The sequence below is a fragment of the Paenibacillus sp. P4_A7 genome (assembly GCF_056402455.1).
In genome coordinates this window covers 1-14,106 of record NZ_JBFUHJ010000120.1, presented here as the reverse complement: position 1 = coordinate 14,106, position 14,106 = coordinate 1, and the positions used below count along the sequence as shown (strand labels likewise).

Here is a 14,106-nt window from a genome sequence, read left to right as displayed (position 1 = left end):
ACATACGTTCTGGGAAAGTAAGTGTCTCGTAAGGGCTATTGCCGCTTTAAAAATGCTTGAAAGGCGTCATATAGAGAGTACACTGTATCTGGGAACAACAAGGGATGATACGGGGAAAATGATCGCCCATGCTTGGCTTCGCAGCGGTTCCTGCTATATTACAGGCGTGGAAGGTATGGAATTGTTTGTGGTTGTTGGGAAATTCGCTAAATATAAAAAAATTAAGGATTAGCTTTACATCAGCGAATTTACTATACTGAACAAATAGACAAACTAGATCGTGTAACGTAAGGAGGGAACATTTGGATATTTTACTCTGGATTGCGACAACCGTGTTTCTCCTATATTTACTGTTTATTTTACCAACAAAGTGGTTGAAGGTAGAAAGAGTGCAGCATAGTACGGGTATCAACAAACGTATCCTTCAAATTAGTGATCTGCACGTAGACATGCTGCGCATCAGCGCCGAGCAGTTGCGGACAATTATTGGAGCAAATAAGCCGGACTATATTTTTTTGACCGGTGATTTTACGTATAGAAACCGCTACATTCCGCGTTTGACTCACTATTTGAATGTTATATCTGATTGTGGAATACCTGTTTATGCGGTATTGGGTAATCATGACTATCAGAGCCCACGTTTAACCGGGTCCATACTAGACATATTTGATACCTACGGAATCCCTGTCCTACGCAACGAATCACTATCACTCCCTGATTTCGATTTAGTAGGCATCGACGATTATGGCACAGGCCACAGTAAGGTAGAAAAGGCTTTTAAAGGGATTTCTAATAAGCGACCAGTCATCGTCATTACGCATGATCCCAATGTGGTGCTTCGTATTAAGCACCCCTATCATTATTTAATGGCTGGTCATCTGCATGGAAAGCAGCTGAATGTGCCGTTCTTTTTTAAGTTGAAGCCCAAAGGTCCTCTTGCAGCGAGAGGCATTTACAAAGGCCTTCATACGAACGAATACGGTACATTCTACATCTCCAAAGGGATTGGTCAAGCGGGTGTGAATGCTCGCTTTATGGTTAGGAGTGAAATTACGCTGCATAATTTATAAAAAGACCTGCTGTATGAAGCTTAAGCTTCATTCAACAGGTCTTTTTTTCAAGATTAGATGAAGGTAGAATTACATTTGTTTCATATCCTACCTATATAAGCGTCTTTTGAGAGGCACGGTGTGACGATCTAATCGCATTGGCAGATGAAGCGATTTTCGAATATAGACTCGGGTTAGAATGATATCTAAATAATTGGAATTGAGGCTTTGTGTTCGCTTCTATTAACCAGATTTGCTTATTGTTGTCGATGGCAATATCTAGCCCAAGCTCGCTAATATTCGGGAATTCTTTTTTCATTGCGTTTGCTAAGCGAATGGACAAGTCTTTGAGTTTATCATTCCATTCGATGTTTTCTTGCTTCGTTACACCAAACGATAAGGATAGCGCTTGACTTAGGCGAATCGCCAATCCTCCACTGCTGTGGTTCGTTACGAATTTGTTTTTTGCCGCAACTTTCCCCATAATACCGAAAAATCTCCATTCACCGTTAGGTCGTATATGCAGAAGTACACGAAAGTCGGCGGGGCTGCCTTTAATTTGAATAAGGTCGATTCCCTGCTGAACGAGATATTTTTTGGTTCCGACGAGCTGTTTTAGCTTTAATGCAGCTGATTTTAGATTTCGGTACATATGTGTTTTGGTCGCAGTGCGTATGACATAACTGTCATCCTCGCGTGAAACCTTCAGTATGCCATGTCCCTTCATTCCTAGATCCGGTTTGAGAAAAAGAATAGGATGCCGTTCAATCATCTGTGTGAATGACTCCGTAGTAAATAATTCGGTTTCGGGTAAATGGACACGCAGCTCAGGATCGCTCCAAAGCGCGACGTGCTTCAACCATTTTCTCCCAGGATATTTGATCAATTTTCCGTTCACTTTGGGATCTCCTCCATAGATTAACAGCTGTTGCTTGTCATCGAATGGGCCTCGAACGACGTAATTCATAGTATTCCAGCATGGGATAAAGAGTACCTACAGCGGCGCACAATCGCGGAGCTTAAAACACGAATTGAATTATGAAATTTAGGCGAATATCTAAGGCGGTACAGGAGCCCTGATCATATGATAATAAACGGATTTATACCCAGCGGTACAAGAGATAGGAGTGCGTTTATGAATAACATTTTAGGAATCATGACTCATCGGGTTAACAATCCAGGAAGCTTCCGAAGACATGCTAAGTCTGCGCTTGCTGAAAAGTTTAATGGTGTAATGGTGTTCACCCCTCACGATGTGAGCTTAGACCGCAAGCAGATTCGAGGTTATCTGTTTCAGGACGGTAAATGGACGAAGAAAACAACAGCTTTTCCAAAAATTAATATGGATATAGGTTTCTATACTTCAGCGGCAGTTCAGAGAGCTAGCATAGTGAAAAGAAGCAAAACGTTTGAATTTACTGGCTACGGGCTGGGGAATAAATGCAAAATCCAAAATCACTTGCTTGAATCTACTCTGCTGAAGCCTTATCTTCTGCCTACCGAACAGGTTAAAAATGAGCAACAGTTTATCAAATTTCTTTATAAGCACGGAAGTATTATGCTAAAGCCGATTAATGGCTGGGGTGGAAGAGGAATTATTAGGGTAACTCGTGATAAAGAGCAGTTTATCGTACAAAGAAATGATGTTGCTTCGTTAAGACTGCCAGTCAGTCAGCTTAGTTCCTATCTAAGAAAGGTATTGCGGAATGGACGACATCTGATGCAGAAATGGATTGATATTCGAAATAAGAATGGAAATGTATACGATATTCGGGTGCTTGTGCAGAAGAACGGAGAGGGTAATTGGCAGACGACAGGTATGGCTGTCCGAGAAGCAAAGAAGGATAAAATCACATCCAATATCAAGTCCGGAGGCCGCGCGTATGATGTGGACGGCTATATGAGCAAGGAGTTCGGCAAGGACAAAGGGGAAGCTCTTACAAAATCGATTGCCGAGGTGGGCGATCATATTCCGGAATTTGTGGAGAAATCATACCAATCCAGGTTATCCGAATTAGGGATCGATCTCGCAGTTGATGCCAGCGGTCGCCTTTGGCTGCTTGAAATCAATATTAAGCCTGGCAAAGAGGTTATTAAGCAGGTATACGGCAAAAAAGCTTGGGAAAAAAGCCTTCATAATCATTTCCAATACGCTAGAAATTTGTTAGAAAAAAGCTAATATCAATCACCCTTCATTTGCTTATAAGCTGAAGTGAAGGGTGAGTAGTTGATATACAGAAATAAACAAAAATAAACAAATTTTATTGGAAAATTTTTAGCAGGTGCTAAAAAAGTGATCAACTTTATTGTCAGCGACAGCAAGGGTTTGAACCCAATGGTTATATGTACCAGTTAAAAAAACTAGCAATAGTTGCTAAGATTGTGAGGTAACCTACATGAGGAGCTGATACATTTGAAGAAAAAGATAATTAGTTTAACGTTAGCATTATCTCTAGGAGCGACAGGTGTCGTCTTCGCTGATACGAGTTACTCCACTGCAGAAGCAATTTCCAAATATAAGAAATACATAAATGCTGACAGCTACGTGAAGGACGAGCTTTACAATGTAGCAGATTTCCAATCCAAATACGCTGGAAAAACAGGAACATTAGCTTACCAAGTTGTGGATCGAGCTATTTGGTATATGAAGAACGGATATTTCATTTATGGTCATGGCACAGACGCTTACGGCAAATATGGGTATGAGGATTGTTCAGGCTTTACCCGTTTGGTGTTCGGTGACTTTGGTATTAATATTACGGGAACTGCTCGTAATTATGATTCCGTTGGGACAAAGGTTGAAGGCGTAGGAAAGAAGAAAGTAAGCGGAAAATGGCAGCTAACCGGCATTAGCAACCTGCGAATTGGCGATATTTTAACCTGGAAGAAGGACGGTAAAATATCTCATGTCGCTATCTACATGGGAACGAATCGTGATGGTCAGCCGGTCGTTATTGGGACAAGGAGTGACGGCAATCCAACGGCGCTAGGTACTGTTGATAGCTGGTCTTATTGGTGGGGAGAGGCTTTCCATTCCGCAAGGCGTGTCTTGCCTAACAATGCTCTAAGTGGAATGGCAGGGTATAAGGCGCAAGCGCCTGTTATTCCTAAGAAATATGTGCTTACGCCGCAGAAGAAGGTTCCCACGTGGACAGGGAGCGCTGTAAAGCCGCCACAGGTTACACCAACGCCGACGCCGACACCAAAGCCACCACAGGTGACGCCGAAGCCGGATACTGATAAACCAATCGAAAGCACGAAGCAATACATAGTAACAAAAAAAGGTTGGGTTTCACTCAAAGCATCCCCGAAACAGAGCTCAAGCACGGTCGGAAAGCTGGAGCTGGGACAGAAGGCTGAATTGATTAAGAAAACGAATCAATATTGGTATCAAGTAAAAGTGAATGGCAAGACTGCATACATAACGGCTAACAGTACTTATACTAGTATCGTAAAAAAATAGCACGGTTCGAAAAGAGGAGATATGAGCAGCAGCTCATATCCCCTCTTTTTTTGTCGCGAATAGAGCCTATTCTTTTCTAAAAATATGGGCGAATAACTAATGCGGGACAAATGCCTTCATCATATGATATTAAGCGGCTCCACTCTTCAGGAGAGCCAGTTTGAATAGAGACTAATAATAACGGAGATGAGACATGAGTACGGACATTACGATCGCCGCGGTCGGAGATTTTTTGATGAAGACAAGGATTATTAACTCTGCCAAAGTTTCCGGTGAACGGGGTTACGTATTTGATGACATATTCGAGCAGATTGCGCCATATCTACGTAACGCGGATTTYACAATCGGAAACCTAGAAACGACCTTTTCAGGAACGAATCCTGACTATAAGCAAGGTTCAAAAACGAACGAGAGCGTGTATTCCGTAGTAAGAAGGAACCCTAAGACGGGCTGGCCGATGTTTAATTGCCCAGACCAGTTTGCAGATACGCTGAAAAACCTTGGCTTCGACGTGCTCTCTACAGCAAACAATCATTGCATGGACTGTGGGATTAGTGGACTGAAGCKAACCTTAAAGGTGCTTGACTCTCATGGGATTGCGCATACCGGCACATTTCGCTCTTTAAAGGAGTCTCAGGAGCATGTTATTAAAGATGTTAAAGGAATAAAGATCGGGGTATTAGCTTATTCCAAAACGACAAATAAAATTCCAGTGCCTTCTGATCATTCATGGGCTGTCAATCTGATTCAACCAAGCAAAATCGTTGCAGATATAAAGAAGCTGAAGGAAAAAAAGGTAGACCTCGTTATCGTGTGCATGCACTTTGGAAGAGAATACAGTATGTATCCGATAGAGCAGCAAAAAAATCTTGTTCAGTTATTATTTAAAAATGGAGCAGATATCATTCTAGGTGCACATTCGCATGTCATTCAGCCTGCGCTCTTCTATGAAGTGAAGGACGTAACGGGAGTAAGCAAGCCAAGATTCGCTATCTATTCACTTGGCAATCTCATTTCCACAAGACTTTATAGAAACGACCATACACTTACAGGTCTTATTACAAAAATCGATATTAGAAAACATGAAGACGGCACCGTACAGATCATAGATGTGGAGTTTATTCCGACCTGGACGCGTATTACTAAATCCGGAGCAAGATCTGTCTTCCGATTGCTGCCCATGGGGACGACATTGGAGAAACATAAGGATCGTAAGGGAAATGAATTGGAGCGCATGAGGAAAATGTTCGAGCATGTGAAGCGTCATATTCCAAGCCATTCAAAAACGGCTCGATTTAAGATTGTATAAGAAATAGAGCAGACAAAAAACCTTTCAAGCAGAAAGTGATGAATACTGGCTGCGTGAAAGGTTTTTTGATAAAGTCAGCTTCAGGAGCTTACTTGATTACTCGTCTAGCTACAATAAATCTGTCTTTATAGTAGTTGGTTTTATAAATATTCGTTACAATAACATCACTCTTGCCTGAAGCGTTGTGAATCATTTTACCGTTGCCGATATAAATGCCGACATGTCCGACATCTTTTTTATTCTTAGAGCCACCGTTCCAAGTGAAAATCAAATCGCCTTTTTGGAAGTTGCCCCATGCAACCTTAGTGCCTACTTTGGCTTGGTCATCATCATCTCTGTTGACAAGACCTACACCCACATTTGCTTTTTTATAAACAAGGTAAGCAAAGCCGGAACAGTCTGTTTTATAAGGCGCATATTTTTCTTGGCGTTTTGTCCAATGTACGTAATCAACTTTATTTTGCAATGATATCGCAGTTTTTACAAGCTTTTCTCTTTTCGCTGTTATAGTGTTTGATGCTGCTGCAGCGTTGGCATCATGCATCAATCCAGATGCTGGAATGGTAATGGCTAACATTAAGATAGCAATTTTACTTTTTATACCCTTCTTCATATGAACGACTCCTTCTAAGTAATGTTACCCGTATTATAAGTTTAGTTATTGGATCAATTAAACCTGAAAAAATTGGTAAGCATCGACCAAAAAACATAAATAATTATTGAAAAAGCTAGCAATGAAGCAGTTTTATATGCGTTTTTTGAAGAGCTGGTCCTCTCAAATGATAATTTTTTTTCTTGTTGCAGCCTGATTACTGTGTTAAAATGCGAATTTTCCTTATTTGAGTTCATATTTCCCTTAAAACGACTTCATCTCATATATAGAAAAAGCCCTTGGCGATRCACATATACGTGTATAACCAAGGGCTTCACCTGTTCAAGGCTCATCTTGAACATCAGGAATTATAGTGTTGTGGACATCTTCGCCGGGATAATTACGATCGATCCCCTCATGAAGTGTTCGATTCTCATAGCCAAATGGGTTAGACGATCGCTGATTGATTCGCCAGGGCGTACTCTTACCAAGAGATTCGGTAAGCAGATCAGAGCCGTAAGAGCCTTCCGGAAACTCTTCTGGAATAAGGTCGTTGCGTTGTGATTCTACTGTCGAAACATCGGTGTACGGCTCACGATCTTCGTTAATAAACCGATCCATCAGCAAACTCCTCCTGAAATGGTAATCTATTACCACTTCAGTGTACCCTGATTAGTCGTTAAAATTCACGGYCCCTACGACAAAGTATAGAAACTGGACAAGCTCGGCAGCTTCTTCCTCCGTAATTTTGTAGGTATGCTCCAAGTAGCCTTCTTCATCTAAATCATCAGGACCAATAATAGCTGTTTTACCGGACTGCATATCGGTTATTAGTTGTTTACCGTAAAAGCGGCTTGTTGATGTTACTGCGAGGTCGAATCGCTTCATACTTGGTCCTATAAAGGTAACGAATCTAGTCGATGTTTGCTCGGTAGTGTCAGACAAAAAATCAAAGTCGGGCAACAGCATAGGGTATAGCCTCCACTCTATTTATTAGATTTATTATACATCATTAAAATGCTTGTAATAAAGAAATCATTATGATAGCATATAAGCAATCGAATCATTGAACGTGAGAGGAAGCACCTCTTCTGCTAAGGCAGGAGGGGTGCTTTTTTGTTGTTGCTTGCCACCTTATCCTGAACCAAAGTTGATGTTCGCTGTTCAATTGACTCGCAACAAACTGTTGGGATGAAGGAGTGTGCTAATTATGCAAATCGTTTTTTTGAACACGTTTGAGAAGCAAGTTGAGGGGCATGAAATTGTCAGTGCTCAGCTGTCCATTTGTGAGCGCCAGGGGGTATGGGCTGTATTGTGGATGGAGGATAAGGAAGCTGCGGACAATCCTGAGACTTGGTTTGAAGGTACTTCATGGGAAGAGATGATCACTACATTCCGCCATGGAATAGCAAGAATGATGGGCGAGGGATACACGCCTATTATAGATGGGATGCTGGATGATCGACGTACGTCAACGGGCAGCTTCTTGTCGATGCAGCAATGCTACGGAGAATTGCATGCCAATCAGCCTTTGTTTCAGTTGTTGCGAGAGTGGCGCCGTGCCAAAGCGATCGCAGAGAAGAAATCGGCCTATCTCATCGCCACTAATCGAATGCTATGGATGATTAGCGCATTTATTCCACATACCGAGGAAGAATTAAAGCAAATACCAGGATGGGGCAGTATAAAGCAATCATTGTATGGAGTGGAAGTGCTAACGATTACAGCGGAGACGAACAGAATAACCGAGTTTCCGTTGCAATGGGTAACCGAGCAGCTTGATCAAGCTTCTTATAAACAATGGCTATTTAAGCAAAAGGAAACCAAATATAAAAATCAAATGAATCGTCAAACCGCAAAAAAATTAATTTTATCAACTGTACAGCAAGGAGGATCATTAGAACAGCTTGTCACGGAACTGGAAATGACAAGGCGCGAGCTTTTGGATCGGATTGAGCTGCTTGAACAAGAAGGATACGACTTCGAGCCTCTTATCTCGAAAGAGCTGTGTGAAGTTCCTGAGTCCGAGCAGCAGCTTGTATGGGATGCGCTTTCATTGGTGGGTGATAAGTATCTGAAGCCTGTGCTCGAGCAAGTATACGGCTCAACTGAGGCGTCTCAGCTTAATAGGCCTGTCGAGGTGTTGTACGAGCGACTTCGGTTAATTCGACTTCGTTTTCGTAGGAGCAGTACGGATAAAGCGGTGTAATTAGGTACAAACAGCCTGATTCTTGTACTTTTTCCCATAAAAAATCCTTATTTTGAACTAGGACTTTTGGTTCATCTATTTCCATTATAGTATACTTGTCCTAATTATTTCAGTATAATATAAACAAAATAGACAATTAGCGAATTTTGTCGAAAAGGAGCGTAACCTCTTCATGAAGGCAGAATATATTAATCCGTTTCTTGAATCTGCAAAAATTGTAATTGAGCAAGTCGTTCAGATTCGACCTGCTACAGGAGAACTTGGTCTCAAGGATATCAAGTTCGTAGAAAACTATATTTGGATTCAAATTGGACTTAAGGGCCAAATGAACGGTGACATTGTATTAGGTCTTAGTGAAGAGGTTGCACTCAAAATGGTTTCTGCAATGATGGGCGGATTTGTTGTTTCTGAAATCGATGAAATCGTTCGCAGTGCTATTTCTGAGCTCGGCAATATGATAAGTGGAAATGCCAGTACGATGTTGTATAATCTAGGTGTGAAAGTTGATATTACCCCGCCCAAAGTGATCCACTCAGCCAACTCCGCTGGTTTTTCTACAAAACAAGCGCTGACGATCCCGCTTATAATGGAAGGTATCGGACAACTGGACATTCAAGTTTTATTCGCATCTTAGCACAGAGATGGCTCCCTAGGGAGCTTTTTTTGCGTCTTTAAGACCAATCAAGTAAAATTGTGAGTGGGTGATGTTGGATGTTAAACGGGAAAGTTGTATTCATATCTGGCGCTTCAAGCGGCATTGGCGCCATAACGGCTAAAATGCTGGCCGAGCGAGGTGCTATACCAGTGCTGACTGGCCGTAATCTCGATAAGCTGAGGGAGACTGCGGAATTAATAAAGGGCAAATGTGCTTACTATCAGATGGATGTCACAAATACCGAACAGGTGCAGCAGACAGTAGATGCTGTGATTAAAAAATATGGAAAAATAGATATTTTGCTTAACAACGCCGGCTATGGGAAATTTGCGTATTTCATGGATGAAACGGTGGAAAGCTTTGATGAAATGATGGATACAAACTACATGGGTATCGTTCGTTGTACGAAGGCAGTTCTGCCTCATATGTTGAAGCAAGGCACCGGGCATATTGTGAATATTGCTTCTATGGCAGGGAAAATTGGCTCAGCGAAGTCAACCGGCTATACGGCAACGAAGCATGCTGTGCTTGGATTTACCAATGCTCTGCGCATGGAGATGAAACCAATGGGTATTAAGGTATCTGCTGTTAATCCAGGCCCAATAGATACGCCCTTCTTCTCTCTTGCTGATCCTACGGGCTCCTATGTGAAAAATGTAGGCTGGTTTATGATGAAGCCTACTTATGTGGCCAAAATGATTATTCGTGTTATGGAGCGTAAGAAGGCTGAGGTTGACCTGCCTAAGACAGCCGCTTTAGGAATTAAGCTGTATCAATTATTTCCAAGAACAGCCGATAAGCTGTTTGGCGGATTATTTAATCGAAAATAAAGGTTTGAATAAGAGAGGAATTAAGTAATGAGTAAGCAGACATGGAATGAGATAGGTATTGTAAACAAGCTGGAAGAAAAGCTGAAGGAGAATGGGATTGTTGAACCGACTGCGGTGCAAGCAGAGACGATTCCAATTCTGCTTGGAGGCAGCGACGTATCGGCTAGATCGCAGACAGGAACAGGCAAAACATTAGCGTACTTATTGCCGATGCTGCAGCGTCTAAATGCGAATTCGAACGCTTTGCAAGCGGTTATTTTGTCACCAACTCAAGAGCTTGCTATGCAAATTTTAAGAGTAGCGGAAGTATATGCGGAGCCGCTCAATCTTCGCGTACAGCAATTAATTGGCGGCGCGGCACTTAAGCGTCAGGTGGAGAAGCTAAAGCTGCATCCTCAGCTGGTAGTCGGTACACCTGGTCGGATGCATGAGCTGTTGAAGCTTCGTAAAATTAAGCTGCATGATGTTATCAGTGTTGTTGTGGATGAGGCTGACCAAGTATTCCAGCTTGGATCTACACGTGAAGTGGAGACACTTCTACATGGAATGGGAAATGGCCGGCAGATCGCTTTTTTCTCTGCAACTTATCCGGATCTAATGGCTCGATTTGAAGGACGCTGGATGAAGGACCCTGTTCGGATACAAATTACACCTGAGCACCGTGTATCTGAAACAATCGATAATTATTTTATTGTGAGCGACAAGCGTGATAAGACGGATACAGCTAGAAAACTAATACGTTTGTTGAACCCTTCCTCTGCACTGCTGTTCCTTAATGATACAGACAATATATCCAATTGGGAATCGAAGCTCAGCTACGAAGGCTTTTCAGTTGAAGCGATTTATGGCGATGCCGATAAGCAGCGGCGCGCGGCGACTCTAACACGATTTAGAGATGGCCGCTGTCAATTGCTGCTCGCAACGGATGTTGCAGCCCGCGGTTTAGATATTGAAGGACTGCCGCTTGTCATACATCTGGATCCGGCAAGTGACGCGGATCACTATGTACATAGAGCTGGCAGAACAGGCAGGATGGGTAGGTCTGGAACAGTTGTTTCCATCGTAACGCCGCAAGAGCTGTTCATTATGGAGAAATTCCGCAAGCAGCTTGGCATTGACCTGACTGAACGCACGATGTTCAAAGGAAAACTAATGACCTCGGATCAGCTAAGGGAAGCGACTCGTCCGTTCCAAGCACGTCAGGAGGCAGCCTCGGCGCAGCCTAGAAAGTCGCTGCTAGTAAGTGATACGGAAGCAGCTGCTACGAAACGGACAGAGGGAAGGAAAGACCTTTCTGGCTCGGTTGATACCGAAAAGCAGGTAACGACAAGCTCCGCAGCAGAGCCGATCAAGCCAATTACAAAGCCTACAGCAAAACCAGCTGCGAAGCCTACCCCGAAAAAGGTAGAAAAGAAGCGTGAAGGTAAAAATAAAGGCGCTCCGAAATGGTTGAAAGCAAAACGCGAAGCGGATAAAGAATAATAAAATATTTTTTTTGAAAGCCACCCTCTTAATTCGAACAGCCTTTCCCGAAGTGTATGGGCGAAGGTAAAAAGCGGTAATTTCCGCAATCGAAAAAAGGAGAGTGGCTTTTTTGTTGAAACAAACGATGTGGAGAAAAACAGTAATATCCTCACTTGCGCTAATGATGCTCGTAGGGGGAGCGACTTCGACATTTGCAAGTGGCAAGGGAAATGGCCATGACAATGATCGTGATGATGATAAAGGCCGACATGAGGATAAGCATGACAAAAACGACGATGACGACGATGATGATGACCAATATAAAGTAACATGGAAATTCGATGACGAAGAAGAGATGGAATGGGCAACGGAATACATTATGCGTTTAGCGTCGAAGGGCGTATTCAACGGTTATGATGACGGAACGTTTAAACCAGGGAAAAAAATTACTCGAATTGAAACATTGACCGCTGCGGTTAGACTAATGGGTCTTCGCGATCAAGCAGAATCAGCAGAAGAAATGAACACAGATCTTCAGTTCAAAGATGCCGACAAATTAGAAAAAAAATACCCATGGGCAGTTGGTTACGTAGCTGTTGCTTTGGAGAATGATCTATTTTCAGAAACGGAAATGGAAATTAAGCCGGAACAAAATGCAACAAGACTATGGTCAACTATTCTTCTTATTAAAGCTCTCAAGCTCGAAGATGAGGCCAAGGCACTCAATAATACGAAGCTGGACTTTAAGGATGCTAAAGAGATTCCTGCAGGATCAGTTGGTTATGTTGCTCTCGCGCTTCAGAAAGGTATTATTACTGGTTATGATGACAAGCACGGCAAAACCTTCCGACCGAATCAACCTGTAACTCGCGCGGAGCTTGCGGCACTTCTTGACCGTACTGATTCAGAAATGCCGGATCAGGATGCCAAAGCTATTACAGGCAAACTGGCAGCAAGTGCAACTAACGGTAATATAACGGTTGTGAAATCGGATAATACACAAGTGTCACTTGTGTTGGATCCAAATGTATTTATTTTCAGAGATGACAAGAAAGCGCCAGTCAGTGCACTACTTGCTGGTGATGAAGTGCTTGTGCGTACGTATCAAAATAAAGTAGTCTTTATTGAAGTCATAAAAAATGCACCTGTCACTACAGCCTTTACGGACTATGGCGTTGTTAATGCATTGACATTCAACTCGCAAGCGAAGCTTTCTACCGTTTCAATCACGCGCGTAGAAAACGGGCAATCGGCTACTTTTGCAATTGACGCTAATGTTGCCATTGTTGGCGATGCATCTCTTATCAAGACTGGTCAACTGGTATTGTTGAAGGGCGAGAACGGGATTGTTAAATCAATTGACATCGTTAAATAGATAGCATGAAAGAAGGCATCACCGACCGCGGTGATGTCTTTTTTTTGATATTATTCGGAAATTTCGGTATGCTGGTAAATAGTCTATATTAAATCGTCGTACTGAAGGTGAGCGAATGGATACTATTTTACAGGTAAAAGGTTTAACAGGCGGTTACAGCCCAAGAAGACCTGTTCTGCACGACATTTCATTCGAGGTAAAAGCAGGTGAAATGGTCGGACTAATTGGTTTGAATGGTGCAGGGAAAAGTACAACCATTAAGCATATTCTCGGACTAATGAAGCCACAGGTAGGTGAAGTGAGGGTTGCGGGTGTAACCTTAGAGGAGCAGACAGAGCGTTATCGTGCGGCGTTTGCTTATGTACCAGAGGCACCGGTTTTGTTCGATGAGCTGACGGTGGAGGAGCATTTGCGCTTAACGGGCATGGCGTACAGCATTGAAAGAAGCGATTTTCAGGTAAGAGAGGAAGAAATGCTGAAGCAGTTCCAAATGATACCGAAACGGAAAGCGTTCGCTTCACATCTCTCTAAAGGGATGAAGCAAAAGGTGATGATTATGAACGCGCTTCTCGCGGACCCCTCGTTATTCATTATTGATGAGCCGTTTCTCGGACTTGATCCACTAGGCATTCGTTCCTTGCTAGAGCGGCTTGTTGAAGTGAAGGAGAAGGGGGCTGCTATTTTGATGAGCTCGCATATCCTATCCACAGTTGAAGCTTATTGCGATCAATTTATCGTGATGCATCATGGTCAAATCGTAGCGCAAGGAACACTAGATGAGGTTCGGCAAGCGGCTGGAATGGATATGCGGAGTGGTTCGTTGGAGGATGCTTTCTATAAGCTCGTCACCGGAGGCAAGGACTAATGAGTACGGAACGAACGCTTGAAGCGATTTGGAAGCAGCGCTCGCGAGCCTTTCGGGTGGAAACACTGCCCTATTTACGGTATATGGGGCAAAGCGGATTTCCAGCTTTTTTATCACTTATTTTCATAGCATCGGCAATAAGTTATTTCTCATTGATCCATAATTTACCGAACAACTTTCCTATCGCGACGGTTGGCGTTATTTTGTTAACGATGGTGGTAGCCTGGAGTCCCCTTCGTACTTGGCTTGCTTCTGCTGATACCGTGTTTATGATGCCTCGTGAGGTAGAGATGTC

At 42.8% G+C, this 14,106-nt stretch carries 16 protein-coding genes; 12 read left to right on the top strand and 4 right to left on the bottom strand.

The window, feature by feature from the left end; translation table 11 throughout:
• A partial coding sequence (locus AC1DWN_RS16120) for a lasso peptide biosynthesis B2 protein (RefSeq protein ID WP_477559920.1) occupies positions 1-232 on the top strand: 232 nt, incomplete at its 5' end.
• A gap of 70 nt (positions 233-302) precedes the next feature.
• Positions 303-1,070, top strand: coding sequence for a metallophosphoesterase (locus AC1DWN_RS16115; RefSeq protein ID WP_477559919.1), 768 nt, complete (start codon positions 303-305; stop codon positions 1,068-1,070).
• A 91-nt stretch (positions 1,071-1,161) separates the two neighbouring features.
• Here AC1DWN_RS16115 and AC1DWN_RS16110 read toward each other — a convergent pair whose 3' ends face one another.
• Positions 1,162-1,947 carry a YheC/YheD family protein gene (locus tag AC1DWN_RS16110; RefSeq protein WP_477559918.1) on the bottom strand — a complete coding sequence of 262 codons (786 nt, stop codon included), beginning with the start codon at positions 1,945-1,947 and terminating at the stop codon, positions 1,162-1,164.
• A 237-nt stretch (positions 1,948-2,184) separates the two neighbouring features.
• Here AC1DWN_RS16110 and AC1DWN_RS16105 point away from each other — a divergent pair, with 237 nt between their 5' ends.
• The 3 genes from AC1DWN_RS16105 to AC1DWN_RS16095 all read left to right on the top strand — a co-directional run bounded on the left by AC1DWN_RS16105 (position 2,185) and on the right by AC1DWN_RS16095 (position 5,821).
• On the top strand, positions 2,185-3,228 hold the full coding sequence (locus tag AC1DWN_RS16105) for a YheC/YheD family endospore coat-associated protein (RefSeq protein ID WP_477559917.1): 1,044 nt from the start codon (positions 2,185-2,187) through the stop codon (positions 3,226-3,228).
• 234 nt (positions 3,229-3,462) lie between these two features.
• On the top strand, positions 3,463-4,512 hold the full coding sequence (locus AC1DWN_RS16100; RefSeq protein ID WP_477559916.1) for an NlpC/P60 family protein: 1,050 nt from the start codon (positions 3,463-3,465) through the stop codon (positions 4,510-4,512).
• Between the two features lie 193 nt (positions 4,513-4,705).
• Positions 4,706-5,821 carry a CapA family protein gene (locus AC1DWN_RS16095; protein WP_477559915.1) on the top strand — a complete coding sequence of 372 codons (1,116 nt, stop codon included), beginning with the start codon at positions 4,706-4,708 and terminating at the stop codon, positions 5,819-5,821.
• An 88-nt stretch (positions 5,822-5,909) separates the two neighbouring features.
• Here the strand turns inward: AC1DWN_RS16095 and AC1DWN_RS16090 are convergent, their stop codons facing one another.
• From AC1DWN_RS16090 to AC1DWN_RS16080, 3 genes are all read right to left on the bottom strand, one after another.
• A complete protein-coding gene (locus tag AC1DWN_RS16090) occupies positions 5,910-6,434 on the bottom strand; it encodes a C40 family peptidase (protein WP_477559914.1) in 525 nt (174 codons plus the stop codon).
• A 321-nt stretch (positions 6,435-6,755) separates the two neighbouring features.
• Positions 6,756-7,034 carry a hypothetical protein gene (locus AC1DWN_RS16085; protein WP_477559913.1) on the bottom strand — a complete coding sequence of 93 codons (279 nt, stop codon included), beginning with the start codon at positions 7,032-7,034 and terminating at the stop codon, positions 6,756-6,758.
• 51 nt (positions 7,035-7,085) lie between these two features.
• Positions 7,086-7,382 (bottom strand): DUF3055 domain-containing protein, encoded by a 297-nt coding sequence (locus AC1DWN_RS16080; protein ID WP_477559912.1) that lies wholly within the window; start codon positions 7,380-7,382, stop codon positions 7,086-7,088.
• A gap of 241 nt (positions 7,383-7,623) precedes the next feature.
• On the opposite strand from AC1DWN_RS16080, the gene AC1DWN_RS16075 reads away from it, so the two are divergent.
• From AC1DWN_RS16075 to AC1DWN_RS16045, 7 genes are all read left to right on the top strand, one after another.
• A complete protein-coding gene (locus AC1DWN_RS16075) occupies positions 7,624-8,622 on the top strand; it encodes an HRDC domain-containing protein (RefSeq protein ID WP_477559911.1) in 999 nt (332 codons plus the stop codon).
• A gap of 172 nt (positions 8,623-8,794) precedes the next feature.
• Positions 8,795-9,256 (top strand): chemotaxis protein CheX, encoded by a 462-nt coding sequence (locus AC1DWN_RS16070; RefSeq protein ID WP_477559910.1) that lies wholly within the window; start codon positions 8,795-8,797, stop codon positions 9,254-9,256.
• Between the two features lie 77 nt (positions 9,257-9,333).
• The gene (locus tag AC1DWN_RS16065; RefSeq protein ID WP_477559909.1) at positions 9,334-10,107 is read left to right on the top strand and encodes an SDR family NAD(P)-dependent oxidoreductase; all 774 of its coding nucleotides are present in this window, start codon (positions 9,334-9,336) and stop codon (positions 10,105-10,107) included.
• A 27-nt stretch (positions 10,108-10,134) separates the two neighbouring features.
• Entirely contained in the window at positions 10,135-11,589 is a 1,455-nt protein-coding gene (locus AC1DWN_RS16060; protein ID WP_477559908.1) for a DEAD/DEAH box helicase, read from the top strand.
• 112 nt (positions 11,590-11,701) lie between these two features.
• The gene (locus AC1DWN_RS16055; RefSeq protein WP_477559907.1) at positions 11,702-12,946 is read left to right on the top strand and encodes an S-layer homology domain-containing protein; all 1,245 of its coding nucleotides are present in this window, start codon (positions 11,702-11,704) and stop codon (positions 12,944-12,946) included.
• A 115-nt stretch (positions 12,947-13,061) separates the two neighbouring features.
• Complete coding sequence (locus tag AC1DWN_RS16050; RefSeq protein WP_477559906.1) at positions 13,062-13,811, top strand: ABC transporter ATP-binding protein; 750 nt, start codon at positions 13,062-13,064, stop codon at positions 13,809-13,811.
• On the top strand, positions 13,811-14,106 hold a 296-nt coding region (locus AC1DWN_RS16045), incomplete at its 3' end, for an ABC transporter permease (protein ID WP_477559905.1). The genes AC1DWN_RS16050 and AC1DWN_RS16045, both read left to right, overlap by 1 nt.

Bases quoted from the DNA above. Each gene is read 5' to 3' on its own strand.
- AC1DWN_RS16105 (WP_477559917.1), top strand. From the start codon at position 2,185: ATGAATAACATTTTAGGAATCATGACTCATCGGGTTAACAATCCAGGA.
- AC1DWN_RS16090 (WP_477559914.1), bottom strand. From the start codon at position 6,434: ATGAAGAAGGGTATAAAAAGTAAAATTGCTATCTTAATGTTAGCCATT.
- AC1DWN_RS16085 (WP_477559913.1), bottom strand. From the start codon at position 7,034: ATGGATCGGTTTATTAACGAAGATCGTGAGCCGTACACCGATGTTTCG.
- AC1DWN_RS16075 (WP_477559911.1), top strand. From the start codon at position 7,624: ATGCAAATCGTTTTTTTGAACACGTTTGAGAAGCAAGTTGAGGGGCAT.
- AC1DWN_RS16070 (WP_477559910.1), top strand. From the start codon at position 8,795: ATGAAGGCAGAATATATTAATCCGTTTCTTGAATCTGCAAAAATTGTA.
- AC1DWN_RS16065 (WP_477559909.1), top strand. From the start codon at position 9,334: ATGTTAAACGGGAAAGTTGTATTCATATCTGGCGCTTCAAGCGGCATT.
- AC1DWN_RS16060 (WP_477559908.1), top strand. From the start codon at position 10,135: ATGAGTAAGCAGACATGGAATGAGATAGGTATTGTAAACAAGCTGGAA.
- AC1DWN_RS16050 (WP_477559906.1), top strand. From the start codon at position 13,062: ATGGATACTATTTTACAGGTAAAAGGTTTAACAGGCGGTTACAGCCCA.